Here is a 26,699-nt window from a genome sequence, read left to right on the forward strand (position 1 = left end):
TATCCTTATTTTTGCACTACGATATTTTCTTGTGATGGATCAACATGCTGCATTTGCAGCTTCTCTGTGGCGATCCTTTCCACCCGGCTATGGTCGCCGAGCGCATTCTCTTCAAGAATGAGGTTGCGCCATTCAATGTCTAAAGCGTCTCGCTCCAGCACCAGTTGTTCGCGCTGTGCGGTCAGCAAACGGGTATGGTGCGCCGTGGTCACCACCGTCACCGCCGTCAAAATAATGCAAATGAACAGGCAGAGCGGCAGCTTCCCAAACCGCAAAAGATCGTCACCGATAACGCCAGGCAAGGCATGGCGCTCGTGGCTTCCCATCGATCCTTTAACTTTGCTTAGGGCTTCTGTCACTCTGCTGATCATGCGTTCGTCCTCTCTGCAATACGCAGAACTGAACTACGGGCACGAGGGTTCTCTGCCACCTCTTCTTCGCCCGGCATCAACTTACCTAGTGCTCGCAACTGACGGCCACCCAGTTTTTTGAGCTGCTCTTCAGTCATCGGTAATCCTGCCGGAACTTGTGGACCGCGACTGTTTTCACGCATAAAGCGTTTCACAATACGATCTTCCAGCGAATGAAAACTGATGATCGAAAGCCGCCCGCCTGGGGCCAGCACGTTAAGCGAGCTTTTTAGCGCCTGCTCTATCTCCTCCAGTTCACTGTTCACCCAAATGCGCACCGCCTGGAAGGTACGGGTCGCGGGATGTTTGAATTTGTCTTTCACCGGCGTTGCCGCAGCCACCACTTCCGCCAGTTCTTTAGTGCGGGTCATTGGCTGCTCACGGTTACGTTCGACGATGGCGCGCGCAATACGTTTAGCAAAACGCTCTTCGCCATACGTTTTTAATACCCAGGCAATATCGGACTCTTCCGCGGTTTGTAGCCATTCGGCGGCGGACTGGCCGCGCGTCGGGTCCATACGCATGTCCAACGGGCCATCGCGCATAAAAGAAAAACCGCGTTCAGCATCATCGAGTTGCGGTGAAGAGACGCCAAGATCGAGCAGAATGCCGTCGATCTTGCCGATAAGATCGCGCTCGGCGACATATTCGCCCAGCGCAGAGAAAGGTCCATGAATGATGGAGAAGCGCGGATCATCAATAGTCTTCGCGACGGCAATAGCCTGCGGGTCGCGATCGATTGCCAGCAAGCGTCCCGTTTCGCCAAGTTGCGAAAGAATCAGACGTGAGTGACCACCGCGACCAAAAGTTCCATCAATGTAGATACCGTCAGGACGGATATTGAGGCCATTTACGGCTTCGTCCAGCAGTACCGTGGTATGTTTATAGTTTTCCATCATTTTATAGAGACAAGTCCTGCAGTCGCTCCGACAAGTTTTCGGTAACAGACTGTTCAGCGTCGATATCTTCCCTGACCTGTTGATGCCAGGTCGTTTCATCCCACAGTTCGAACTTATTGAACTGCCCGACCAACATCACTTCTTTCGTCAGCCCGGCATGCTGCCGCAACACAGGGGCGATTAATAATCGACCTGCGCTATCCAGCTGACACTCACTGGCATGCCCTAACAGAAGACGTTGAACACGACGTTCAACAGGGTTCATGCTCGAAAGACGCGATAATTTGTGCTCGATAATTTCCCATTCAGGAAGGGGGTAAAGCAGCAGGCACGGGTGATGAATGTCAATGGTACACACCATTTGACCGGCAGCACTCCCGAGCAGTTCTTCCCGATAACGGGTAGGCACCGATAAGCGCCCTTTACTGTCGAGATTGACTAACGTTGCTCCCCGGAACATGCCAGTCTCCCCCCGATTACCACTTTATCCCACAAATTCCCACTAAAAGGAGTTTACGGAGCGGAGGAAAAGCTTGTCAAGCCAGGAACATTCCTTACCGAAGCAAAAAACCCAATGTTTACGGCTAATATCTGCATTGTTTAAAAATCGCACAACAAACGAAGCAAATTAACGTCATGAATAGTTGTAAGAAAAAATCCCATTCATCATTACCGTTTTAAAAACGACTCAATTTTCCTTAATGGAAATATAAAGTGTCAGTTTGCGACGCGAGCGGCATTTTAGGACATATCTCCCCCGGATAACAGTCCCTGTTGCACGTGCGCCATGCCTGATGCCAGCGACTTTGGACAAAAGTTTAGAAAAGTGTTTGTTTAATCGGCAATTGCCGATTTGCTTGTAACAAAATAATGCAATTGCAATCTACCGTTACGACTTAATTATCATTCAGCGCAGCGATTGGAGTTAATTGGCGGGATATTCAGGAGGGCTTATGGATAATTGTCCAGAATAGTCTTATTTACATTATGGATATCGATGTCCAATTACGTACTCAATGCGCCAGAGGTAAAATCCACTGGCGCATCTTTTTCGTAATGTTTATCTGCGGCTTAGTACACCACGACGATAGAGATTACGTTTAATGCGTGTTAAGCCTGGTTTTGGTTTGCGCGGCTCGTCCAGACTGGCGAGCACAATCTCCAGTACGCGTTCCGCAACGTCGCGATGACGCTGGGCTACCGCCAATACCGGACACTGTAAGAAGTCGAGCAATTCGTTGTCGCCAAAGGTCGCAATTGCCAAATCAGAAGGCAATTTGCCATCGCGGCGCAGCGTGACATCCATAACTCCTTGCAACAACGCAAATGAGGTGGTGAACAGCGCCTGCGGCATCGGATGCGTTTCCAGCCATTTTTCGAACAACTGGGCAGCGGTTTCCCGCTCATAACTGTTGGCGTAAAGGAAATGCACTTCGCGCGGATCATCTTTCCAGGCAGTACGGAAGCCCTGCTCGCGCAGGAAGCTGACAGAAAGCTCCGGCAACGCACCAAGATAAAGCACCGTCTCGGCAGGAAACTTACGTAACTCTTCGGCCAGCATTTCTGCATCATCCTGGTCGGCACCAACAACGCTGGTGAAGTGTTCACGATCGAGGGCGCGGTCCAGCGCGACTATCGGGAACGGGTCGTTAGCCCAGCGTTGATAAAAAGGATGCTCCGGCGGCAGCGACGTCGAAACAATGATGGCATCGACCTGACGCTGCAAAAGATGCTCAATACAGCGCATTTCGTTGTCTGGCTGATCTTCGGAACACGCGATCAGTAGTTGATAACCACGTTGTCGCGCCTGACGTTCAAGATAATTAGCGATACGGGTGTAACTTGTGTTCTCCAGATCGGGGATCACAAGGCCAATCGAACGTGTGCGTCCAGCACGAAGCCCAGCAGCCACGGCATTCGGGTGGTAATTGTGCTCACGCACCACTGCCATGACTTTTTCAACGGTTTTGTCGCTCACACGGTATTGCTTCGCTTTGCCGTTAATAACATAGCTTGCAGTGGTCCGCGACACTCCCGCCAGCCGAGCGATTTCATCCAGTTTCACAATTGCCCCTTGAGTAAAATGTAAAAACCATACCCATTGTACTGGCATGGGTTAAATTCATTAACATCTAAGCGCAGAAAATTAACTGCGGCAACTGCTTTTATTCCAGGTTCCCACTGAATTCGCAAAAAAAGCCCAACGTGAGATGTTGGGCTGTAAATTACGCATTGAGATCATTCTCAACGCATTATTTTATCGCCGCGCGAAAGTCCGACTACGCCGGAGCGAGCAACCTCCACAATTTTCGCCACATCGCGAATCGATGCTAAAAATGCATCAAGCTTATCGCTGGTTCCCGCTAATTGAACGGTATAAAGCGACGGCGTGACATCAATGATTTGCCCACGGAATATTTCCGTATTGCGCTTCACTTCGTCACGTCCGTAGCCACTGGCCTGAATTTTCACCAGCATGATTTCCCGCTCAACATGCGCCCCCTGCCCCAGTTCGCTAACGCGCAGCACATCGACCAGCTTGTGTAGTTGTTTTTCAATCTGCTCCAACACTTTTTCATCGCCCACGGTCTGGATAGTCATACGCGATAATGTCGGATCGTCGGTGGGCGCAACGGTCAGGCTTTCAATGTTATAGCCACGCTGGGCAAAAAGGCCGATCACACGGGATAACGCACCTGATTCATTTTCGAGTAAGACTGATAATATCCGGCGCATAATCAGGTTCTCTCCGTTTTGCTTAACCACATTTCATCCATTCCGCCGCCACGAATCTGCATCGGGTAGACGTGCTCGCTGCCATCAACGGTGACATCAACAAACACCAGGCGATTATTGCGTACCTGTTCCAGCGCCTCGCCAAGTTTACTTTCCAGCTCATCCGGGCGCGAAATCTGGATCCCAACATGGCCATAGGCTTCCGCCAGACGAACGAAATCTGGTAGCGACTGCATATAAGATTGTGAATGGCGGCCGGAGTAGATCATGTCCTGCCACTGTTTCACCATCCCCAGATAGCGGTTATTGAGATTCACCACCAGCACCGGCAGTTCATATTGCAAAGCGGTGGACAGTTCCTGAATGTTCATCTGAATGCTGCCGTCGCCAGTAACGCAGACCACGGTTTCCTCCGGCAAGGCCATTTTGACACCCAGCGCCGCAGGCAAACCAAAGCCCATAGTGCCGAGACCACCGGAGTTGATCCAGCGGCGCGGTTTGTCGAAAGGATAATAAAGCGCAGCGAACATCTGGTGCTGCCCGACGTCGGACGTGACATATGCATCACCTTTCGTCAGCCGCCAGAGTGTCTCAATCACCGCTTGCGGTTTAATCTTTTCGCTCTGAGTGTCATATTTAAGGCACTGGCGAGCGCGCCACTGTTCAATCTGCTGCCACCAGTCACGGATGTCATCCAACGGTTGGTGAGCCGTTTCTTGTGCCAGCAGCTCCAGCATTTGATCCAGCACCAACCGCGCATCGCCAACGATCGGGATGTCGGCGGTAACGGTTTTTGAGATCGACGTCGGATCAATATCAATATGTAAAACCGTTGCATTCGGGCAGTACTTGGCCAGATTGTTAGTGGTGCGATCGTCAAAGCGCACGCCGACGGCAAAAATAACATCGGCATTATGCATGGTCATATTGGCTTCGTAGGTACCGTGCATTCCCAGCATCCCCAGCGCCTGACGATGCGTTGCCGGAAATGCCCCCAGCCCCATTAATGAAGAGACGACGGGAAGATTAAGTTGCTCAATAATCTGTTTGAGTTGTTGATGGCAACTCGCCGTCACTGCGCCGCCGCCAACGTAAACGACCGGTTTTTTTGCTGCCACCAGCGTCTGCAATGCGCGTTTAATCTGCCCCTTATGACCCAGTGTTGTCGGGTTATAAGAGCGCATACTGACCGACTCCGGCCAGACGTAGGGTAATTTGTTCGCCGGATTAAGAATATCTTTCGGTAAATCAACCACTACAGGCCCTGGACGACCACTTGCCGCCAGCCAGAATGCTTTTTTCAGCACCTGGGGAATGTCTTCCGTTTGCTTAACCAGGAAACTGTGTTTTACCACCGGGCGGGAAATTCCCACCATGTCGCACTCCTGAAAGGCGTCGTAGCCTATCAGCGAGGTCGCTACCTGACCGGAAAGGACAACCAAGGGAATGGAGTCCATATAAGCAGTAGCGATACCGGTAATCGCGTTAGTCGCCCCAGGACCCGACGTCACCAACACGACCCCCACTTCCCCGGTTGCGCGTGCCAGGCCATCGGCCATATGCACCGCCGCTTGCTCATGACGAACCAATACGTGATCGATCCCCCCCACGGTATGCAATGCATCGTAAATATCAAGGACCGCGCCTCCGGGATAACCGAATACTTGTTTAACGCCCTGATCGATAAGCGATCGGACGACCATCTCGGCTCCAGACAACATCTCCATGGCCTGCCTCACTGTTTGGCGGAAAAATGTGTAAAACACATTAACCGTCCGATCTTGCTTAAGCAATTGGCAGGCAGAGTCACAAACGTGAAGAAATAAGAATAAACAGGAGGAAAGGAGAAAAGAAACGATAAAATACTCCAGAATAAAGGAGTAAATTGAGAATAAATTGGCTAAATTCGACTACTTACAGCAATTTCTCTATTTTTTAAATTATTCATGAAATCTGGCGAACATGCATTTAGAACAAAATTCTACATTTAATAAAAAAAGCAGAATAAACCAGAAAGGAATACCTGATTTATTCTGCTTATGTTTAACGTTTACATATAGAGACTAATTGCTCTTCCATCCACTGATGGCCTTTATCGCGCCCGGCAGCTTCATGCCAGGAGAGATAACAGGTTCTGCTATTCTGTTTTAATGGCAGCGGTAAGACCTGCAACTCTAAAGATTCAGCAAACTCCTCTGCCAACCAACGAGGTGCAATGGCAACCAGTTGCGTTTGAGAAACCACGCTAAGGACGCTCATCATTGCCATTCCCTGATAAGCAATACTCGCTTGTTTATCTACTGTGTCATACCACGGCTGACTAAATGAGGCGAAACGATCGAGCGAAACCGCCGCATGTTGCTCGTTATAAACATCATGTTTCAGTAATGGACCTTTGATATGCGGATGGTTCTTACTGGCTACCAGCACCATTTCATCTTTAAATAACGGCACACTGGTAAATTCAGGGCGGTGGAAATCTTCATAACTAATAACGAACTCCGTTTCCTGATAGCGCAACTGATGTTCGGTGTTCTGATTTAATGAAGACTTGAACATAACATGTATATTTGGCGCAATCTTCTCAATGTGATTATAAATCTGCGAGGTCAGAATGCTGTCTAACGGGCTGCAAACACAGAGATGGAATACCCGCTCGCTACTGGCAGGCTCAAAACCTGAACCTGGTAATTCGTTTTGCACTAATTGCAGCGCCTGACGCACAGAACCAAAAAGTTGAAATGCGCGAGCGGTCGGCTGGATACCACGGCCATAACGAACAAACAATTCGTCATTAAACATCACCTTCAGGCGTGCAACAGCGTTACTGACTGCAGGCTGTGACATTCCCAGAACATGCGCGGCACGAGTTATGTTCTGCTCCTGCATCACTGCATCAAAAACGGTTAATAAATTCAAATCGACCATACGCAGCTGTGGCTTGCTTAACTCTGCAATCTCTGGCTGTTCTGTTTTTACCTCTGACATACTTAACTCCACTGTCACACTTAACTCCCTTTCCCTTATTGGAATGCAGAGAAATAATCCTGAATAATATGATTTACCATGCATATAAAATAAGAAAAAGGAAAATGCGTAAAATTAGGAAAACATAAAGATACGGGTTCTGATAAAAACAGAATCCACTGCCGTACGGAGAGTTATTCACCACAGCATAATAATCCATAATGTTTTTGTTGCGTAAACAATCTAATCATAACTATAGCGAATACTCAATCATCCGCAAAATGGATTAAACGTGCTAATTTAATCATTGTTTTATATGTTTAATGCGTTAATTCTTAACATCAATTACATATTAATATTCAGCAGATAAATATAAAATATTCATAAAACGAATAACTCAAAACAAATCATCAGGATAAGAACGTTTTCGCCCACGCTTTACCCTCTTTTGGTTCGTTGATTAAATGCAATAATCTATGCGGAAATATGTCCATCTATGAAAAATGTATGTCGTTAAGTAGAAATTAATATCGACTGTTATAGATTACACAGCACAATTAGCTAATTTGGCACGAGAAAAATCACGGCTGAAAGGTCGCTTTTCTTACTACAGGGTTGACATCCGTTTTTGTATCCAGTAACTCTAAAAGCATATCGCATTCATCTGGAGCTGATTTAATGACTCACATCGTTCGCTTTATCGGTCTACTACTACTAAACGCATCTTCTTTGCGCGGTAGACGAGTGAGCGGCATCCAGCATTAAGCCAGCACGCAGTCAAACAAAAAACCCGCGCCATTGCGCGGGTTTTTTTATGCCCGAAGCGAGGCGCTCTAAAAGAGACAAGGACCTAAACCATGAGCCAGCAAGTCATTATTTTCGATACCACATTGCGCGACGGTGAACAGGCGTTACAGGCAAGCTTGAGTGCGAAAGAAAAACTGCAAATTGCGCTGGCCCTTGAGCGTATGGGTGTTGACGTGATGGAAGTCGGTTTCCCCGTCTCTTCGCCGGGTGATTTCGAATCGGTGCAAACCATCGCCCGCCAGGTCAAAAATAGCCGCGTATGTGCGTTAGCCCGCTGTGTGGAAAAAGATATCGATGTGGCGGCTGAATCTCTGAAAGTCGCCGAAGCCTTCCGTATTCATACCTTTATTGCCACCTCCCCAATGCATATCGCCACCAAGCTGCGCAGCACGCTGGACGACGTGATCGAACGCGCTATCTATATGGTGAAACGCGCACGTAATTACACCGATGACGTTGAATTTTCTTGTGAAGATGCCGGGCGTACACCGATTGCCGACCTGGCGCGAGTGGTTGAAGCGGCAATTAACGCCGGCGCCACCACCATCAACATTCCGGACACCGTGGGCTACACCATGCCGTTTGAGTTCGCCGGAATCATCAGCGGCCTGTATGAACGTGTACCGAACATCGATAAAGCGATCATTTCCGTGCATACCCACGACGATTTAGGCCTGGCGGTAGGCAACTCACTGGCGGCGGTACATGCCGGAGCGCGGCAGGTAGAAGGCGCAATGAACGGGATCGGTGAACGCGCCGGTAACTGTTCACTGGAAGAAGTGATCATGGCGATCAAGGTACGTAAAGATATTCTCAACGTCCACACCGCCATTAATCACCAGGAGATATGGCGCACCAGCCAGTTAGTTAGCCAGATTTGTAATATGCCGATCCCGGCAAACAAAGCCATTGTTGGCAGCGGCGCATTCGCACACTCCTCCGGTATTCACCAGGATGGCGTACTGAAAAACCGCGAAAACTACGAAATCATGACACCAGAATCTATTGGTCTGAACCAAATCCAGCTGAATCTGACCTCCCGTTCGGGCCGTGCGGCGGTAAAACATCGCATGGATGAGATGGGATATAAAGAAAGTGAATATAATTTAGACAACCTGTACGACGCGTTCCTGAAACTGGCAGATAAGAAAGGGCAGGTATTCGATTACGACCTGGAAGCGCTGGCTTTCATCGGTAAGCAGCAAGAAGAACCGGAGCATTTCCGTCTGGATTACTTCAGCGTGCAATCCGGCTCTAATGACATTGCCACCGCCGCCGTCAAACTGGCCTGCGGCGAGGAAGTAAAAGCGGAAGCCGCCAATGGTAACGGCCCGGTCGATGCGGTGTATCAGGCGATTAACCGCATCACTGACTATAACGTCGAACTGGTGAAATACAGCCTGACTGCCAAAGGCCACGGTAAAGATGCGCTGGGTCAGGTGGATATCGTCGCCAACTATAACGGTCGCCGCTTCCACGGCGTCGGCCTGGCTACCGATATTGTCGAATCCTCCGCCAAAGCAATGGTGCACGTACTGAACAATATCTGGCGTGCCGCAGAAGTCGAAAAAGAGTTGCAACGCAAAGCTCAACACAACGAAAACAACAAGGAAACCGTGTGATGTCGAAGAATTACCATATTGCCGTATTGCCCGGAGATGGGATCGGGCCGGAAGTGATGACCCAGGCGCTGAAAGTGCTGGACGCCGTGCGCAACCGCTTTGCGATGCGCATCACCACCAGCCATTACGATGTTGGCGGCGCAGCCATTGATAACCACGGTCAACCGCTGCCGCCTGCAACAGTTGAAGGCTGTGAGCAAGCCGATGCCGTGCTGTTTGGCTCAGTAGGCGGCCCGAAGTGGGAACATTTACCGCCAGACCAGCAACCAGAACGCGGCGCGCTGTTACCTTTGCGTAAACATTTCAAATTATTCAGCAACCTGCGCCCGGCGAAACTGTATCAGGGGCTGGAAGCGTTCTGCCCGCTGCGCGCTGACATTGCCGCTAACGGCTTCGACATCCTGTGCGTGCGCGAACTGACCGGCGGCATCTATTTCGGTCAGCCAAAAGGCCGCGAAGGTAGCGGACAATATGAAAAAGCGTTTGATACCGAGGTGTATCACCGTTTTGAGATCGAGCGCATTGCGCGCATCGCGTTTGAATCTGCTCGCAAGCGTCGCCACAAAGTGACGTCGATCGATAAAGCTAACGTGCTGCAATCCTCTATTTTATGGCGGGAAATCGTCAATGAGATCGCCATTGAATACCCGGATGTCGAACTGGCGCATATGTATATCGACAACGCCACCATGCAGCTGATTAAAGATCCATCACAGTTTGACGTTCTGCTGTGCTCCAACCTGTTTGGCGACATCCTTTCTGACGAATGCGCGATGATCACCGGTTCGATGGGTATGTTGCCGTCCGCCAGCCTGAACGAGCAAGGTTTTGGTCTGTATGAACCGGCGGGCGGCTCGGCACCAGATATCGCAGGCAAAAATATCGCCAACCCGATTGCGCAAATTCTGTCGCTGGCGCTGCTGCTGCGCTACAGCCTGGATGCCGATGATGCGGCTTCCGCCATTGAACGCGCGATTAACCGCGCATTAGAAGCAGGCATTCGCACCGGAGATTTAGCCCGTGGCGCTGCCGCCGTTAGTACCGATGAAATGGGCGATATCATTGCCCGCTATGTGGCAGAAGGGGTGTAATCATGGCTAAGACGTTATACGAAAAATTGTTCGACGCTCACGTAGTGTATGAAGCCGAAAACGAAACCCCGCTGTTATATATCGACCGCCATCTGGTGCATGAAGTGACATCACCGCAGGCGTTTGATGGTCTGCGCGCCCACGGTCGCCCGGTGCGCCAGCCGGGCAAAACCTTCGCCACGATGGATCACAACGTTTCAACTCAGACCAAAGATATTAATGCCTGCGGTGATATGGCGCGCATCCAGATGCAGGAGCTGATCAAAAACTGCAAAGAGTTTGGCGTCGAACTGTATGACCTGAATCACCCGTATCAGGGGATTGTCCACGTGATGGGACCGGAACAAGGCGTCACCTTACCAGGGATGACCATTGTCTGCGGCGACTCGCACACCGCCACCCACGGCGCATTTGGCGCACTGGCGTTTGGCATCGGCACTTCCGAAGTTGAACACGTGCTGGCAACGCAAACCCTGAAACAGGGGCGTGCTAAGACCATGAAAATTGAAGTCCAGGGCAAAGCCGCGCCGGGCATTACCGCAAAAGATATCGTACTGGCGATTATCGGTAAAACGGGCAGCGCAGGCGGCACCAGGCATGTGGTGGAGTTTTGCGGCGAAGCAATCCGTGATTTAAGCATGGAAGGTCGTATGACCCTGTGCAATATGGCAATCGAAATGGGCGCGAAAGCCGGTCTGGTTGCACCTGACGAAACCACCTTTAACTATGTCAAAGGCCGTCTGCATGCGCCGAAAGGCAAAGATTTTGACGATGCCGTCGCCTACTGGAAAACCCTGCAAACCGACGAAGGCGCAACTTTCGATACCGTTGTCACTCTGCAGGCAGAAGAGATCGCCCCGCAGGTGACCTGGGGAACTAACCCAGGCCAGGTGATCTCCGTGAACGACAACATTCCCGATCCCGCTTCATTTGCCGATCCGGTGGAACGTGCGTCGGCAGAAAAAGCACTGGCCTATATGGGACTGAAACCGGGTATTCCGCTGACCGAAGTCGCTATCGATAAAGTGTTTATCGGTTCCTGCACCAACTCACGTATTGAAGATTTACGCGCAGCGGCGGAAATCGCCAAAGGGCGGAAAGTCGCCCCAGGCGTACAGGCGCTGGTGGTTCCCGGTTCCGGTCCGGTAAAAGCCCAGGCGGAAGCGGAAGGTCTGGACAAAATCTTTATCGAAGCCGGTTTTGAATGGCGCTTGCCAGGCTGCTCAATGTGTCTGGCGATGAACAACGACCGTCTGAATCCGGGCGAACGCTGTGCCTCCACCAGCAACCGTAACTTTGAAGGCCGCCAGGGGCGCGGTGGACGTACGCATCTGGTCAGCCCGGCAATGGCTGCCGCCGCTGCCGTTACCGGTCATTTCGCCGACATTCGCAACATCAAATAAGGAAACCATCATGGCAGAGAAATTTATCAAACACACTGGCCTGGTTGTTCCGCTGGATGCCGCCAATGTCGATACCGATGCGATTATCCCGAAACAGTTTTTACAGAAAGTGACGCGTACTGGTTTTGGCGCGCATCTGTTTAACGACTGGCGTTTTCTGGATGGAAAAGGCCAGCAACCAAACCCGGAGTTCGTGCTGAACTTCCCGCAATATCAGGGCGCGTCGATTTTGCTGGCGCGGGAAAACTTCGGCTGTGGCTCCTCACGTGAGCACGCGCCGTGGGCGCTGACCGATTACGGTTTTAAAGTGGTGATTGCGCCCAGTTTCGCCGATATTTTCTATGGCAACAGCTTTAACAACCAACTGCTGCCGGTGAAATTAAGCGATGCCGAAGTGGATGAGCTGTTTGCGCTGGTGCAAGCCAATCCGGGGATTCATTTCGATGTGGATCTGGAAGCTCAGGAAGTGAAAGCGGGTGATAAAACTTATCGCTTTGCTATTGATGCCTTCCGCCGCCACTGCATGATGAACGGTCTGGACAGCATCGGGCTGACCTTGCAGCACGACGACGCCATTGCCATTTATGAAGAGAAGCAACCGGCGTTTATGCGTTAGTTTGTACGCCGTCCGGCTCAATCGCCAAAAAGAAAAAAGCCAGCAGGTATTCACTGCTGGCGTGGCGATTAACACCAATACTCAGTCACACATGATGTCCGCAAATCAGTAGTCAGAATCACTCCCCTCCCACTGCATCAGCTCTTCAAGCATGATTAATCGTTGTGGAACGCTTAACCAACGCAACCAGCACAACGTCGCTGTCGCGGTAAAATAGTGCTGATAAAACTGACGCATGGGACACCTCCTTGCTTCATCGTTAAGAATTATTGACTTAATATAGGGAAAATTAAATTGCTGACTTTTGCGCAGGAGTTCCCCTTTTATGCCTTCTGGTCGTCTGCAACAACAGTTCATCCGCCTGTGGCAATGCTGCGAGGGTAGATCGCAGGACACGACGCTCAACGAACTGGCAGAGTTATTGAGCTGCTCCCGCCGTCATATGCGCACCCTGCTCAACACCATGCAGGATCGCGGCTGGTTAACATGGGAAGCGGAAGTCGGGCGCGGTAAACGCTCGCGTCTGACATTCCTCTACACCGGGCTGGCGCTTCAGCAACAACGGGCGGAAGACCTGCTGGAGCAGGATCGCATTGACCAGTTGGTGCAGCTAGTCGGTGACAAAACTGCCGTGCGGCAAATGCTGATTTCTCATCTGGGACGCAGCTTCCGCCAGGGTCGGCACATCCTGCGTGTCCTCTACTATCGTCCGTTGCGCAACCTGCTACCCGGCAGCGCATTGCGCCGTTCTGAAACCCATATCGCCCGGCAAATCTTCAGTTCGCTCACGCGCGTAAATGAGGAAAATGGGGAACTGGAGGCAGATATAGCCCACCACTGGCAGCAAATTTCCCCACTCCACTGGCGCTTCTTTTTGCGCCCAGGGGTCCATTTTCATCATGGCCGTGAACTTGAAATGGACGATGTGATCGCCTCATTGAAACGGATCAATACGCTGCCGCTCTATTCCCACATTGCTGAAATTGTGTCGCCGACGCCCTGGACGCTGGATATCCATCTCACGCAGCCGGACCGCTGGTTGCCGTTATTGCTGGGGCAAGTTCCGGCGATGATCCTGCCACGTGAATGGGAAACCATCAGTAACTTTGCCAGCCATCCCATCGGCACCGGTCCATATGCGGTAATGCGTAACAGCAGCAATCAACTGAAAATTCAGGCATTCGACGATTTCTTCGGTTATCGGGCGCTAATCGACGAAGTTAACGTCTGGGTCTTGCCGGAAATTGCCGACGAGCCAGCCGGAGGGCTGATGCTGAAAGGACCACAGGGCGAGGAAAAAGAGATTGAAAGTCGCCTGGAGGAAGGCTGCTATTATTTACTGTTCGACAGTCGGACTCATCGCGGGGCGAATCAGCAAGTCAGAGACTGGATAAGCTATGTGCTTTCGCCGACCAATCTGGTTTATTTCGCCGAGGAACAGTACCAGCAACTGTGGTTTCCGGCCTATGGGCTGCTCCCCCGCTGGCACCATGCCCGCCCCACGCATTGCGAAAAGCCTGCCGGGCTGGAACATCTCACCCTGACATTTTATCAGGATCATATTGAACATCGGGTCATTGCCGGGATCATGCAGCAGATTCTGGCGAGTCATCAGGTTACGCTGGAAATCAAAGAGATCAGCTACGATCAGTGGCACGAAGGTGAGTTCGAAAGCGACATCTGGCTTAACAGCGCCAACTTTACGCTGCCGCTGGATTTTTCACTGTTCGCGCACTTGTGCGAAGTGCCGCTGCTGCAACACTGTATTCCTCTCGACTGGCAAGCCGACGCCGCCCGCTGGCGTAATGGTGAGATGAATCTGGCGAACTGGTGCCAACAGTTGGTCACCAGCAAAGCGATGGTGCCGCTTATCCATCACTGGTTGATCATTCAGGGGCAACGCAGTATGCGCGGCCTGCGTATGAATACCCTCGGCTGGTTCGATTTTAAATCAGCGTGGTTTGCGCCGCCGGATCCATGATTGCTGGTTGATAACAAAATCACTACACTAACGCCGTTCTCAACGGGGTGCCACGCAGACGCGTGCGCTGAGAAAATACCCGTCGAACCTGATCCGGATAACGCCGGCGAAGGGATTTGAGGCTCCTTCTCAAGTCCTTTGCCACTCTTTTTTGAGGTGCAAAGTGTTAAAAAAATGTCTTCCCCTGCTGTTGCTGTGCACAGCGCCCGTTTTCGCTAAACCCGTTCTGACTGTTTATACCTACGACTCCTTCGCTGCCGACTGGGGGCCAGGTCCGGTAGTCAAAAAAGCCTTTGAAGCCGACTGTAATTGCGAACTGAAACTGGTGGCGCTGGAAGATGGCGTCTCACTGCTCAACCGTCTGCGGATGGAAGGCAAAAACAGCAAAGCTGATGTGGTGCTGGGGCTGGATAACAATTTGTTAGATGCAGCCAGCAAAACCGGACTGTTCGCCAAAAGTGGCGTGCCAGCGGATGCCGTTAACGTTCCCGGCGGCTGGAATAATGACACTTTCGTACCATTTGATTACGGCTACTTCGCCTTCGTCTATGACAAGAACAAACTGAAAAATCCGCCGCAAAGCCTGAAAGAACTGGTTGAGAGCGATCAGAACTGGCGGGTGATTTATCAGGATCCACGCACCAGTACGCCGGGCCTGGGTCTGCTGCTGTGGATGCAAAAAGTCTATGGCGATGACGCCCCACAAGCCTGGCAGAAGCTGGCGAAGAAAACCGTCACAGTCACCAAAGGCTGGAGCGAAGCCTACGGCCTGTTTTTAAAAGGCGAAAGCGATCTGGTATTGAGCTACACCACTTCTCCGGCTTATCACATTCTCGAAGAGAAAAAAGATAACTACGCCGCCGCGAACTTTAGCGAAGGCCACTATCTGCAAGTGGAAGTTGCCGCCCGCACCGCTGCCAGCAAGCAGCCGGAGCTGGCGCAAAAATTCCTTCAGTTTATGGTTTCTCCGGCTTTCCAGAATGCGATCCCAACCGGCAACTGGATGTATCCGGTGGCAAACGTCGCGCTACCTGCCGGATTTGAACAACTGACCAAACCGGCCACCACGCTGGAGTTCACGCCCGCCGAAGTGGCGGCACAACGTCAGACATGGATTAGCGAATGGCAACGCGCCGTCACCCGTTAATTCCCGGCTGGTTAATTCCAGGTGTAAGCGCCGCCACGCTGGTGGTGGCGGTTGCGCTGGCGGCCTTTCTCGCCCTGTGGTGGAACGCGCCGCAGGGTGACTGGTCGGCCATCTGGCAGGATAGCTACCTGTGGCATGTGGTGCGCTTCTCCTTCTGGCAGGCGTTTCTCTCGGCGCTGCTATCTGTCGTACCGGCGATATTCCTTGCCCGCGCCCTCTATCGCAGGCGCTTTCCTGGACGCCTGGCGATGTTGCGTCTGTGCGCAATGACCTTGATCCTCCCGGTGCTGGTTGCCGTTTTCGGCATTCTTAGCGTCTATGGCCGCCATGGCTGGCTGGCATCGCTCTGGCAATCGCTTGGTCTGGAGTGGACCTTTTCGCCCTACGGCCTGCAAGGCATTTTGCTGGCGCACGTATTTTTTAATCTGCCGATGGCGAGCCGTTTATTACTTCAGGCACTGGAAAACATTCCCGGCGAACAACGTCAACTTGCCGCCCAGCTTGGGATGCGCGGCTGGCATTTTTTCCGCTTCGTTGAATGGCCGTGGTTACGGCGACAAATCCCGCCGGTTGCTGCGCTTATCTTTATGCTCTGTTTCGCCAGCTTCGCCACCGTGCTGTCGCTGGGGGGCGGTCCACAGGCGACCACTATCGAACTGGCAATCTATCAGGCGCTGAGTTACGACTACGATCCCGCCCGCGCGGCGATGCTGGCATTGATCCAGATGGTGTGCTGCCTTGGGCTGGTGCTGCTGAGTCAGCGATTAAGTAAGGCCATTGCGCCCGGCACCACGTTGCTGCAAGGCTGGCGCGACCCGGACGATCGTCTGCATAGTCGCATTTGCGACACTGTGTTGATCGTACTTGCGCTGCTGTTGTTGCTGCCGCCGTTACTGGCGGTGATTGTCGATGGTGTAAATCGCCAATTGCCGGAAGTGCTGGCGCAACCCGTGCTGTGGCAGGCGCTGTGGACCTCGTTGCGTATTGCACTGGCGGCAGGCGTATTGTGCGTGGTGCTGACCATGATGCTGCTATGGAGCAGTCGCGAACTGCGGGCGCGGCAAAAAATGCTGGCGGGTCAGACGCTGGAAATGAGCGGCATGTTGATCCTCGCTATGCCGGGCATTGTGCTGGCAACGGGCTTCTTTTTACTGCTCAACAACACTATTGGCCTGCCACAATCTGCTGACGGCATTGTGATTTTCACCAATGCGTTAATGGCGATCCCTTATGCGCTGAAGGTGCTGGAAAATCCGATGCGCGATATTACCGCCCGCTACAGCATGTTGTGTCAGTCACTGGGTATTGAAGGATGGTCGCGCCTAAAAGTGGTGGAACTGCGCGCGCTGAAACGCCCGCTGGCGCAGGCGCTGGCCTTTGCCTGTGTGCTGTCGATTGGTGATTTTGGCGTGGTGGCATTGTTCGGTAATGATGACTTCCGCACTTTGCCGTTTTATCTCTACCAGCAAATTGGCTCTTACCGCAGCCAGGACGGCGCGGTTACCGCGTTAATTCTGCTGCTGCTCTGTTTTCTGCTCTTTACCGTGATTGAAAAACTACCGGTGCGAAATGTTAAAACTGACTGATATCACCTGGCTTTATCACCATTTGCCGATGCGTTTTAGCTTAACGGTGGAACGCGGCGAGCAGGTGGCGATCCTCGGACCAAGCGGCGCAGGTAAAAGTACTCTGCTGAATTTGATCGCCGGTTTTCTGACGCCAGCCAGCGGTTCGCTGACTATCGACGGCGTAGATCACACAACTATGCCGCCATCACACCGTCCGGTATCGATGCTGTTTCAGGAGAACAACCTGTTCAGTCACCTGACGGTCGCGCAAAACATCGGGCTGGGGCTTAATCCGGGCTTGAAGCTGAACGCGGTACAGCAAGAGAAAATGCACGCTATCGCCCGTCAGATGGGGATTGATAATTTAATGGCACGGTTGCCGGGCGAGCTTTCTGGCGGTCAGCGTCAGCGAGTGGCGTTAGCGCGTTGTCTGGTACGCGAACAGCCGATTTTATTGCTCGATGAACCGTTCTCCGCGCTCGATCCGGCGCTACGCCAGGAGATGCTGACGCTGGTGAGCACGAGCTGCCAGCAGCAAAAAATGACGCTATTGATGGTGTCGCACAGTGTGGAAGATGCGGCAAGGATTGCCACGCGCTCGGTGGTGGTCGCCGACGGACGCATCGCCTGGCAGGGGAAAACCGATGAGCTGTTGAGCGGTAAGGCAAGTGCTTCGGCGCTGTTGGGAATTATGGCTTAAAATGCTGTCGGATGCGGCGTGAACGCCTTATCCGACCTACGGATAGTGCGTTTTGTAGGCCTGATAAGACGCAGCAAGCGTCGCATCAGGCGCCCCGCACAAGACTATGCCCTATCCCCCAACAACTTTACGTAATATATCGATATACACCGGCATTAACGGATGGCGAATTAACACCACCAGCGCCACTACCCCGACACCAGAAATTAGCGGCGTCAGCCACAGCAGATGACCACGCGACAAATAATGACTTAAACGATCGGTTACCTTGCCGCTGCGCCATAATCGCCAGCACAGCCAGCCGCCAACCCACAAAAACACCGCCGTCGCCAACAGCAACCACTTAAACTCACCGCTCTGCATCCCGGCAGGGATATCGATCGCCGCGCCCGCCAGAATCCCCGGCAGGAAGTAAAACGGTGGCCATAGCAGGCAGCCGATAATATTCGGCGTGATAAATTTCGCCACGGGCAAATCCAGCATCCCCGCCACCATTGGCACTAGCGGGCGCGTCGGGCCGACAAAACGACCAACCAGAATGGTAAACATGCTGTGTTGATGCAGCGCATGTTCGGTTTTATCGAGCAGTGCTTTGTTTTTCTTGAGAAAGGACCAGCGATGCAGCGGCTTTTTAAACCGCCAGCCCAGCCAGAAAGAGATCCAGTCGCCCATCAGGCAGCCAACAATCCCCGCCAGCCAGGCGTGCCAGAAACTTAACTCGCCGCTGCCAATCAGCGCTCCCAGCCCCGCCATCAGCACCGTACCGGGCAGAATCAAACCGACCAGCGCCAGTGACTCCAGAAAGGCCACCAACACCACCGCCATCAATGAATACACAGTGGATTGGGTAATAAAGTGTTCCAGCAATGCTTGCATAATGTGCCTGTCAAAGGGACGAAGCAGGGATTCTGCAAACCCAGTGCTACTCCGTCAAGCCGTCAATCGTCTGATTCGTTACCAATTATGACAACCTGAGAGCTACATCATTCACTTTTTCTTCACAACCGGCACGGAACTCGCTCGGGCTGGCCCCGGTACATTTTTTAAATACCCGCGAGAAATAGAGCTGGTCATCAAAGCCAACATTGCGCCCGACGGTGGCGATAGGCATACGAGTCGTGCTCAATAGCAGCTTCGCCTGACTGATGCGTTGGTCCTCGCGCCAGCTTAAGACGCTAATCCCTAATTGCTGACGGAACAGATGCGACAGACGCGACGGAGACAGGCAAACATGCTGCGCGACGCTGGCGATATCAAAATTGCTGTCCGCAAGGTGATCGCTGATGTACTGGCAAGCCTCGCGTACCCGATTATCCATTGGCGGATGTAGCGACTCATTAATGGCTTCCATGCGCCGCAGTAACAATTGCTCAAGAAGATTTATCGCCAGCAATTCCGAATAGCGCCCTTCCCCTTGTCCGGCATTGATAATTTGCCCGAACAAATCGCTGAAATGCGGCTGATGCGCTTCATCCGGGCGAAAGAAACCGGTATTGGCAAATATCGACGGCCAGTTAAGCCATTCGTGCCAGTATGCGCGGGGACGAAAGTAAACCCACTGGTGATACCATTCGCGGGCCTCCGGATGACGACCGTAGTGATGAATTTCTCCCGGCGGAAATAGCAAAATATCGCCTGGTCGGCAGACAAATTCTCGCCCCTGGTTTTTCACTACGCCCTGTCCGCGAATGGTGAGATTGAGAATATAGCCTTTCATTCCCAGCGGTCGGTCGATAAAAAAATCGAGATAACCGTTGGCTTCAATCGGCGTTAACCCCGCCACCAGATGGGCGTTGAACGAGTAACCCGGCAGCAGGGGATCATTTTGCGCTTCAGCCATACTTTTCATACTCCCGCCATTCAGAGAAGAAACCAATTGTCCATATTGCATCAGACATTACCGTCACTGCGTCTTTTACTGGCTCTTCTCGCTAATCCAACCGGCAACCCCGCTTGTGAAAAGCACTTTGTAACAAAGGGAGCCGAAAGCCATAACAAAACGCGTAACAAAAGTGTCTATAATCACGGCAGAAAAGTCCACATTGATTATTTGCACGGCGTCACACTTTGCTATGCCATAGCATTTTTATCCATAAGATTAGCGGATCCTGCCTGACGCTTTTTATCGCAACTCTCTACTGTTTCTCCATACCCGTTTTTTTGGATGGAGTGAAACGATGGCGATTGCAATTGGCCTCGATTTTGGCAGTGATTCTGTGCGAGCTTTGGCGGTGGACTGCACCACCGGTGAAGAGATCGCCACCAGCGTAGAGTGGTATCCCCGTTGGCAGGAAGGGCAATTTTGTGATGCCCCGAATAACCAGTTCCGTCATCATCCACGTGACTACATCGAGTCAATGGAAGCTGCCTTGAAAACCGTGCTGGCAGCACTTAGTGCCGAACAACGCGCAGACGTGGTCGGCATTGGCGTCGACAGTACCGGCTCCACTCCTGCGCCAATCGACGCCGACGGCAACGTGCTGGCGCTACGTCCGGAGTTTGCCGAAAACCCGAACGCGATGTTCGTTTTGTGGAAAGACCACACGGCGGTTGAAGAAGCAGAAGAGATCACCCGCTTGTGTCATACACCGGGCAAAACTGACTACTCCCGCTATATTGGCGGTATTTATTCCAGCGAATGGTTCTGGGCTAAAATCCTGCATGTGACTCGCCAGGATAGCGCCGTGGCGCAATCTGCCGCATCCTGGATTGAACTGTGCGACTGGGTGCCAGCCCTGCTCTCCGGCACCACTCGTCCGCAGGATATCCGTCGCGGACGTTGCAGCGCCGGGCATAAATCTCTGTGGCACGAAAGCTGGGGCGGTTTACCGCCAGCCAGCTTCTTTGACGAACTGGACCCGCTCCTCAATCGCCATTTGCCTTCCCCGCTGTTCACTGACACCTGGACTGCCGATATTCCGGTTGGCACTTTATGCCCGGAATGGGCGCAGCGTCTCGGCCTGCCTGAAAGCGTGGTGATTTCCGGCGGCGCGTTTGACTGCCATATGGGCGCGGTCGGCGCGGGCGCACAGCCTAACGCACTGGTAAAAGTTATCGGTACTTCCACCTGCGACATTCTGATTGCCGACAAGCAAAGCGTTGGCGAGCGTGCAGTGAAAGGCATTTGCGGTCAGGTTGATGGCAGCGTGGTTCCTGGATTTATCGGTCTGGAAGCCGGTCAATCAGCATTTGGTGATATCTACGCCTGGTTTGGTCGCGTACTTGGCTGGCCGCTGGAACAGCTCGCCGCCCAGCATCCGGAACTGAAAGAGCAAATCAAAGCCAGCCAGAAACAACTGCTTCCGGCGCTGACCGAAGCATGGGCCAAAAATCCGTCTCTGGATCACCTGCCGGTAGTGCTCGACTGGTTTAACGGTCGTCGCACGCCAAACGCTAACCAGCGCCTGAAAGGGGTGATTACCGACCTGAACCTCGCTACCGACGCTCCGCTGCTGTTCGGCGGTTTAATTGCCGCTACCGCTTTTGGCGCGCGCGCAATTCAGGAGTGCTTCACCAACCAGGGGATCGCCGTAAATAACGTGATGGCGCTGGGCGGCATCGCGCGCAAAAACCAGGTGATTATGCAAGCCTGCTGCGACGTGCTGAATCGCCCGCTGCAAATTGTTGCCTCTGATCAGTGCTGCGCGCTTGGTGCTGCGATTTTCGCTGCCGTCGCTGCGAAAGTGCATGCCGACATCCCAACAGCACAGCAAAAAATGGCCAGTGCGGTAGAGAAAACCCTGCAACCGCGCAGCGAACAGGCACAACGCTTTGAACAGCTTTATCGCCGCTATCAGCAATGGGCGGTAAGCGCCGAACAACACTATCTTCCAACTTCCGCCCCGGCACAGGCTGCCCAGGCCGTTCCGACTCTATAAGGACACGACAATGACGATTTTTGATAATTATGAAGTGTGGTTTGTAATTGGTAGCCAGCATCTGTATGGCCCGGAAACCCTGCGTCAGGTCACTCAACATGCCGAACATGTCGTTAATGCGCTGAATACGGAAGCGAAACTGCCCTGCAAACTGGTGCTGAAACCGCTGGGTACCACGCCAGACGAAATCACCGCAATTTGCCGCGACGCCAATTACGACGATCGTTGTGCAGGTCTGGTCGTATGGCTGCACACCTTCTCCCCGGCCAAAATGTGGATCAACGGCCTGACCATGCTCAACAAACCGTTGCTGCAATTCCACACCCAGTTCAACGCGGCGCTGCCGTGGGGCAGCATCGACATGGACTTTATGAACCTGAACCAGACCGCGCACGGCGGTCGCGAGTTCGGTTTCATCGGCGCGCGTATGCGTCAGCAACATGCCGTCGTTACAGGTCACTGGCAGGATAAACAAGCACATGAGCGTATCGGCTCCTGGATGCGTCAGGCGGTATCTAAACAGGATACCCGTCATCTGAAAGTTTGCCGCTTTGGCGATAACATGCGTGAAGTGGCGGTCACTGACGGCGATAAAGTTGCCGCACAGATTAAGTTCGGTTTCTCCGTCAATACCTGGGCGGTTGGCGATCTGGTGCAAGTGGTGAACTCCATCAGCGATGGCGATGTTAACGCGCTGGTCGATGAGTATGAAAGCAGCTACACCATGACACCTGCCACTCAAATTCACAGCGAGAAACGGCAGAACGTACTGGAAGCGGCGCGTATTGAGCTGGGGATGAAGCGTTTCCTGGAACAAGGTGGCTTCCACGCTTTCACCACGACTTTTGAAGATTTACACGGTCTGAAACAGCTTCCTGGTCTGGCCGTACAGCGTCTGATGCAGCAGGGCTACGGCTTTGCGGGCGAAGGCGACTGGAAAACTGCCGCCCTGCTTCGCATCATGAAGGTGATGTCAACCGGTCTGCAGGGCGGCACCTCCTTTATGGAGGACTACACCTATCACTTCGAGAAAGGTAATGACCTGGTGCTTGGCTCCCACATGCTGGAAGTCTGCCCGTCGATCGCTGCAGAAGAGAAACCAATCCTCGACGTTCAGCACCTCGGTATTGGCGGTAAAGACGACCCGGCCCGCCTGATCTTCAATACCCAAACCGGCCCCGCGATTGTCGCCAGCCTGATTGATCTCGGCGATCGTTATCGTCTGCTGGTTAATTGCATCGACACGGTGAAAACACCGCACTCCCTGCCGAAACTGCCGGTGGCGAATGCGCTGTGGAAAGCGCAACCAGATCTGCCAACCGCTTCAGAAGCGTGGATCCTTGCCGGTGGCGCGCACCATACCGTCTTCAGCCATGCGCTGAACCTGAACGATATGCGCCAGTTTGCCGAGATGCACGACATTGAAATCACGGTGATTGATAACGATACCCGCCTGCCAGCGTTTAAAGACGCGCTGCGCTGGAACGAAGTGTATTACGGATTTCGTCGCTAATTAGCCGCATCCGGCATTCAACGCCTGATGCGACGCTAGCGCGTCTTATCAGGCCTACGATTGCGAGCCGGAGGCTGATTTGTAGGCCGGATAAGCAAAGCGCATCCGGCACGAAGGAGTTAACATGTTAGAAGATCTCAAACGTCAGGTTTTAGAAGCCAATCTGGCGCTCCCAAAACACAACCTGGTCACGCTGACCTGGGGCAACGTCAGCGCCGTTGATCGCGAGCACGGCGTCTTTGTGATCAAACCATCCGGCGTCGATTACAGCATCATGACCGCCGACGATATGGTCGTAGTCAGCATCGAAACCGGTGAAGTTGTTGAAGGTACGAAAAAGCCCTCCTCCGACACGCCAACTCACCGGCTGCTCTATCAGGCATTTCCTTCGATTGGCGGCATTGTTCACACCCACTCCCGCCACGCCACCATCTGGGCGCAGGCAGGTCAGTCAATTCCGGCTACCGGCACCACTCACGCCGACTATTTCTACGGCACCATTCCCTGCACCCGCAAAATGACCGACGCAGAAATCAACGGCGAATATGAGTGGGAAACTGGTAACGTCATCGTCGAAACCTTCGAAAAACAGGGTATCGACGCGGCGCAAATGCCCGGCGTGCTGGTCCATTCTCACGGCCCATTTGCGTGGGGTAAAAACGCCGAAGATGCAGTGCACAACGCCATCGTGCTGGAAGAAGTCGCTTATATGGGGATTTTCTGCCGCCAGCTAGCCCCGCAGTTGCCGGACATGCAGCAAACCTTGCTGGATAAACACTATCTGCGTAAGCATGGCGCAAAAGCCTATTACGGCCAGTAATGACTGTATAAAACCACAGCCAGCCAAACGAAACCAGGCTATACTCAAGCCTGGTTTTTTATTGGATTTTCAGCGTGGCGCAGGCAGGTTTTATCTTAACCCGACACTGGCGGGATACCCCCCAGGGAACTGAAGTTTCCTTTTGGTTAGCGACGGACAACGGGCCGTTGCAGGTTACGCTTGCGCCGCAAGAGTCCGTGGCGTTTATTCCCGCTGATCAGGTTCCCCGCGCTCAACAAATTTTACGCGGTGAGCAAGGCTTTCGCCTGACGCCTCTGGCATTAAAAGATTTTCACCGCCAACCAGTGTATGGCCTTTACTGTCGCGCCCATCGCCAGTTGATGAATTACGAAAAGCGCCTGCGTGAAGCTGGCGTTACCGTTTACGAGGCTGATGTGCGTCCGCCAGAACGCTATCTGATGGAGCGCTTTATCACCTCTCCGGTGTGGGTCGATGGTGATTTACGTGAGGGCGCTATCGTTAATGCCCGTCTGAAACCGAATCCCAGCTATCGTCCGCCGCTCAAGTGGGTTTCTATTGATATTGAAACCACTCGCCACGGTGAGCTGTATTGCATCGGCCTTGAAGGCTGCGGGCAGCGCATCGTTTATATGTTGGGGCCAGAGAATGGCGACGCCTCCGCGCTCGATTTCGAGCTGGAATACGTCGCCAGCCGCCCGCAGCTGCTGGAAAAACTCAACGCCTGGTTTGCAAATCACGATCCCGATGTGATCATCGGCTGGAACGTGGTGCAGTTTGATCTGCGGATGCTGCAAAAACATGCCGAGCGTTACCGCATTCCGTTGCGTCTGGGGCGCGATAACAGCGAGCTGGAGTGGCGCGAGCACGGCTTTAAAAACGGCGTCTTTTTTGCCCAGGCCAAAGGTCGGCTAATTATCGACGGTATCGAGGCGCTGAAATCTGCATTCTGGAATTTCTCTTCGTTCTCGTTGGAAACCGTTGCCCAGGAACTGTTGGGCGAAGGTAAATCGATTGATAACCCGTGGGATCGAATGGACGAAATCGACCGCCGTTTCGCCGAAGATAAGCCCGCACTGGCGACTTATAATTTGAAAGATTGCGAACTGGTGACGCAGATCTTCCATAAAACTGAAATCATGCCGTTTTTACTCGAACGAGCAACGGTGAACGGTCTGCCGGTAGACCGCCACGGGGGTTCGGTGGCGGCGTTTGGTCATCTCTATTTTCCCCGTATGCACCGCGCTGGTTATGTCGCGCCCAATCTCGGCGAAGTGCCGCCGCACGCCAGCCCTGGAGGCTATGTGATGGATTCACGACCAGGGCTTTATGATTCGGTGTTGGTGCTGGACTACAAAAGCCTGTACCCGTCGATCATCCGCACCTTTCTGATTGATCCCGTCGGGCTGGTGGAAGGAATGGCGCAGCCCGATCCAGAGCACAGTACCGAAGGATTTCTCGATGCCTGGTTCTCGCGGGAGAAACATTGCCTGCCGGAGATTGTGACTAACATCTGGCACGGGCGCGATGAAGCCAAACGTCAGGGTAATAAGCCGCTGTCGCAGGCGCTGAAAATCATTATGAATGCCTTTTATGGCGTACTTGGCACCACCGCCTGTCGATTCTTCGATCCGCGCCTGGCGTCGTCGATCACCATGCGTGGTCATCAGATCATGCGGCAAACCAAAGCGTTGATTGAAGCGCAGGGCTACGACGTGATCTACGGCGATACCGACTCAACGTTTGTCTGGCTGAAAGGCGCACACTCCGAAGAGGAAGCGGCGAAAATCGGTCGTGCACTGGTGCAGCACGTTAACGCATGGTGGGCGGAAACGCTGCAAAAACAACGGCTGACCAGCGCACTGGAACTGGAGTATGAAACCCATTTCTGTCGTTTTCTGATGCCGACCATTCGCGGAGCCGATACCGGCAGCAAGAAGCGATATGCCGGGCTGATTCAGGAGGGCGACAAACAGCGGATGGTGTTTAAAGGGCTGGAAACCGTGCGCACCGACTGGACGCCACTGGCCCAGCAGTTTCAGCAGGAACTCTATCTGCGCATCTTCCGTAATGAACCGTATCAGGAATATATCCGTGAAACCATCGATAAACTGATGGCTGGCGAACTGGATGCGCGACTGGTTTACCGCAAACGACTACGTCGTCCGCTGAGTGAATATCAGCGAAATGTGCCGCCTCACGTACGCGCCGCCCGTCTTGCCGATGAAGAAAACAAAAAGCGCGGTCGCCCCTTGCAATATCAGAACCGCGGCACCATAAAGTACGTATGGACCACCAACGGCCCGGAGCCGCTGGACTATCAACGTTCACCGCTGGATTATGAACACTACCTGACCCGCCAGCTTCAGCCAGTGGCTGAAGGAATACTCCCCTTTACAGAGGATAATTTTGCTACACTAATGACCGGGCAACTTGGGCTATTTTGAGCAAAAAAAAGAGTTCGCCAGATGCCATTTTGATGCGTGACGAATGCTTTGCCATCCAGTACCATAGCGCCCTTTCCATTCCTGGACCTGAATAACACCACTACCGCATAAGTAC

General features: G+C 52.8%; 24 protein-coding genes and 1 riboswitch. Of the genes, 13 read left to right on the forward strand and 11 right to left on the reverse strand.

What is annotated here, in order from left to right:
• Positions 1-5 precede the first annotated feature (5 nt).
• The 8 genes from ftsL to leuO all read right to left on the reverse strand — a co-directional run bounded on the left by ftsL (position 6) and on the right by leuO (position 7,033).
• On the reverse strand, positions 6-371 hold the full coding sequence (gene ftsL / locus A9180_RS00845) for a cell division protein FtsL (protein WP_000625658.1): 366 nt from the start codon (positions 369-371) through the stop codon (positions 6-8).
• Positions 368-1,309 carry a 16S rRNA (cytosine(1402)-N(4))-methyltransferase RsmH gene (gene rsmH / locus A9180_RS00850; RefSeq protein ID WP_064525204.1) on the reverse strand — a complete coding sequence of 314 codons (942 nt, stop codon included), beginning with the start codon at positions 1,307-1,309 and terminating at the stop codon, positions 368-370. The genes ftsL and rsmH overlap by 4 nt, the downstream gene beginning before the upstream one ends.
• 1 nt (position 1,310) lies before the next feature.
• Positions 1,311-1,769, reverse strand: a complete 459-nt coding sequence (gene mraZ / locus A9180_RS00855) for a division/cell wall cluster transcriptional repressor MraZ (RefSeq protein WP_064525207.1) — start codon at positions 1,767-1,769, stop codon at positions 1,311-1,313.
• Between the two features lie 600 nt (positions 1,770-2,369).
• Positions 2,370-3,374 (reverse strand): catabolite repressor/activator, encoded by a 1,005-nt coding sequence (gene cra, locus A9180_RS00860; protein WP_064525210.1) that lies wholly within the window; start codon positions 3,372-3,374, stop codon positions 2,370-2,372.
• An 81-nt stretch (positions 3,375-3,455) separates the two neighbouring features.
• Positions 3,456-3,542, reverse strand: coding sequence for a hypothetical protein (locus A9180_RS00865; RefSeq protein ID WP_064525414.1), 87 nt, complete (start codon positions 3,540-3,542; stop codon positions 3,456-3,458).
• Between the two features lie 11 nt (positions 3,543-3,553).
• The gene (gene ilvN / locus A9180_RS00870) at positions 3,554-4,045 is read right to left on the reverse strand and encodes an acetolactate synthase small subunit (RefSeq protein WP_010355142.1); all 492 of its coding nucleotides are present in this window, start codon (positions 4,043-4,045) and stop codon (positions 3,554-3,556) included.
• Between the two features lie 2 nt (positions 4,046-4,047).
• Complete coding sequence (gene ilvI / locus A9180_RS00875; RefSeq protein WP_064525213.1) at positions 4,048-5,772, reverse strand: acetolactate synthase 3 large subunit; 1,725 nt, start codon at positions 5,770-5,772, stop codon at positions 4,048-4,050.
• Between the two features lie 316 nt (positions 5,773-6,088).
• Positions 6,089-7,033 (reverse strand): transcriptional regulator LeuO, encoded by a 945-nt coding sequence (gene leuO / locus A9180_RS00880; RefSeq protein WP_064525214.1) that lies wholly within the window; start codon positions 7,031-7,033, stop codon positions 6,089-6,091.
• A gap of 657 nt (positions 7,034-7,690) precedes the next feature.
• Here leuO and leuL point away from each other — a divergent pair.
• From leuL to leuD, 5 genes are all read left to right on the forward strand, one after another.
• Positions 7,691-7,777, forward strand: coding sequence for a leu operon leader peptide (leuL, locus tag A9180_RS00885; protein WP_001300467.1), 87 nt, complete (start codon positions 7,691-7,693; stop codon positions 7,775-7,777).
• Positions 7,778-7,869: 92 nt separating this feature from the next.
• The gene (gene leuA / locus A9180_RS00890) at positions 7,870-9,441 is read left to right on the forward strand and encodes a 2-isopropylmalate synthase (protein ID WP_064525216.1); all 1,572 of its coding nucleotides are present in this window, start codon (positions 7,870-7,872) and stop codon (positions 9,439-9,441) included.
• Entirely contained in the window at positions 9,441-10,532 is a 1,092-nt protein-coding gene (gene leuB / locus A9180_RS00895) for a 3-isopropylmalate dehydrogenase (protein WP_064525219.1), read from the forward strand. Before leuA ends, leuB begins: the two co-directional genes overlap by 1 nt.
• Before the next feature lie 2 nt (positions 10,533-10,534).
• The gene (gene leuC, locus A9180_RS00900) at positions 10,535-11,935 is read left to right on the forward strand and encodes a 3-isopropylmalate dehydratase large subunit (RefSeq protein WP_064525221.1); all 1,401 of its coding nucleotides are present in this window, start codon (positions 10,535-10,537) and stop codon (positions 11,933-11,935) included.
• Positions 11,936-11,945: 10 nt separating this feature from the next.
• On the forward strand, positions 11,946-12,551 hold the full coding sequence (leuD, locus tag A9180_RS00905) for a 3-isopropylmalate dehydratase small subunit (protein WP_064525224.1): 606 nt from the start codon (positions 11,946-11,948) through the stop codon (positions 12,549-12,551).
• 105 nt (positions 12,552-12,656) lie between these two features.
• Here leuD and sgrT read toward each other — a convergent pair whose 3' ends face one another.
• Positions 12,657-12,788, reverse strand: a complete 132-nt coding sequence (sgrT, locus tag A9180_RS00910) for a glucose uptake inhibitor SgrT (protein ID WP_064525417.1) — start codon at positions 12,786-12,788, stop codon at positions 12,657-12,659.
• Positions 12,789-12,876: 88 nt separating this feature from the next.
• On the opposite strand from sgrT, the gene sgrR reads away from it, so the two are divergent.
• The 4 genes from sgrR to thiQ all read left to right on the forward strand — a co-directional run bounded on the left by sgrR (position 12,877) and on the right by thiQ (position 17,947).
• Positions 12,877-14,532 carry a DNA-binding transcriptional regulator SgrR gene (sgrR, locus tag A9180_RS00915; RefSeq protein ID WP_064525227.1) on the forward strand — a complete coding sequence of 552 codons (1,656 nt, stop codon included), beginning with the start codon at positions 12,877-12,879 and terminating at the stop codon, positions 14,530-14,532.
• A gap of 33 nt (positions 14,533-14,565) precedes the next feature.
• A riboswitch (TPP riboswitch) is annotated at positions 14,566-14,665 on the forward strand.
• Between the two features lie 30 nt (positions 14,666-14,695).
• Positions 14,696-15,679 carry a thiamine ABC transporter substrate binding subunit gene (thiB, locus tag A9180_RS00920; protein ID WP_064525230.1) on the forward strand — a complete coding sequence of 328 codons (984 nt, stop codon included), beginning with the start codon at positions 14,696-14,698 and terminating at the stop codon, positions 15,677-15,679.
• Positions 15,655-17,265, forward strand: coding sequence for a thiamine/thiamine pyrophosphate ABC transporter permease ThiP (gene thiP, locus A9180_RS00925; protein ID WP_064525233.1), 1,611 nt, complete (start codon positions 15,655-15,657; stop codon positions 17,263-17,265). The genes thiB and thiP overlap by 25 nt, the downstream gene beginning before the upstream one ends.
• Entirely contained in the window at positions 17,249-17,947 is a 699-nt protein-coding gene (thiQ, locus tag A9180_RS00930) for a thiamine ABC transporter ATP-binding protein ThiQ (RefSeq protein ID WP_064525236.1), read from the forward strand. Before thiP ends, thiQ begins: the two co-directional genes overlap by 17 nt.
• A 111-nt stretch (positions 17,948-18,058) precedes the next feature.
• Here thiQ and A9180_RS00935 read toward each other — a convergent pair whose 3' ends face one another.
• Entirely contained in the window at positions 18,059-18,823 is a 765-nt protein-coding gene (locus tag A9180_RS00935) for a DedA family protein (protein ID WP_064525239.1), read from the reverse strand.
• Between the two features lie 85 nt (positions 18,824-18,908).
• Positions 18,909-19,787: an arabinose operon transcriptional regulator AraC gene (gene araC, locus A9180_RS00940; RefSeq protein ID WP_064525420.1), complete on the reverse strand. Its 879-nt coding sequence runs from the start codon at positions 19,785-19,787 to the stop codon at positions 18,909-18,911.
• Between the two features lie 337 nt (positions 19,788-20,124).
• On the opposite strand from araC, the gene araB reads away from it, so the two are divergent.
• From araB to polB, 4 genes are all read left to right on the forward strand, one after another.
• Positions 20,125-21,825 (forward strand): ribulokinase, encoded by a 1,701-nt coding sequence (gene araB / locus A9180_RS00945; RefSeq protein ID WP_064525242.1) that lies wholly within the window; start codon positions 20,125-20,127, stop codon positions 21,823-21,825.
• A 10-nt stretch (positions 21,826-21,835) separates the two neighbouring features.
• Positions 21,836-23,338 (forward strand): L-arabinose isomerase, encoded by a 1,503-nt coding sequence (gene araA, locus A9180_RS00950; RefSeq protein WP_064525246.1) that lies wholly within the window; start codon positions 21,836-21,838, stop codon positions 23,336-23,338.
• A gap of 124 nt (positions 23,339-23,462) precedes the next feature.
• Positions 23,463-24,158, forward strand: coding sequence for an L-ribulose-5-phosphate 4-epimerase (gene araD / locus A9180_RS00955; RefSeq protein WP_064525250.1), 696 nt, complete (start codon positions 23,463-23,465; stop codon positions 24,156-24,158).
• A 74-nt stretch (positions 24,159-24,232) separates the two neighbouring features.
• Positions 24,233-26,584: a DNA polymerase II gene (gene polB / locus A9180_RS00960; protein WP_064525253.1), complete on the forward strand. Its 2,352-nt coding sequence runs from the start codon at positions 24,233-24,235 to the stop codon at positions 26,582-26,584.
• Positions 26,585-26,699 lie beyond the last annotated feature (115 nt).

The organism is Escherichia sp. B1147, assembly GCF_001660175.1.
In the GTDB taxonomy this organism is placed as follows: domain Bacteria; phylum Pseudomonadota; class Gammaproteobacteria; order Enterobacterales; family Enterobacteriaceae; genus Escherichia; species Escherichia whittamii.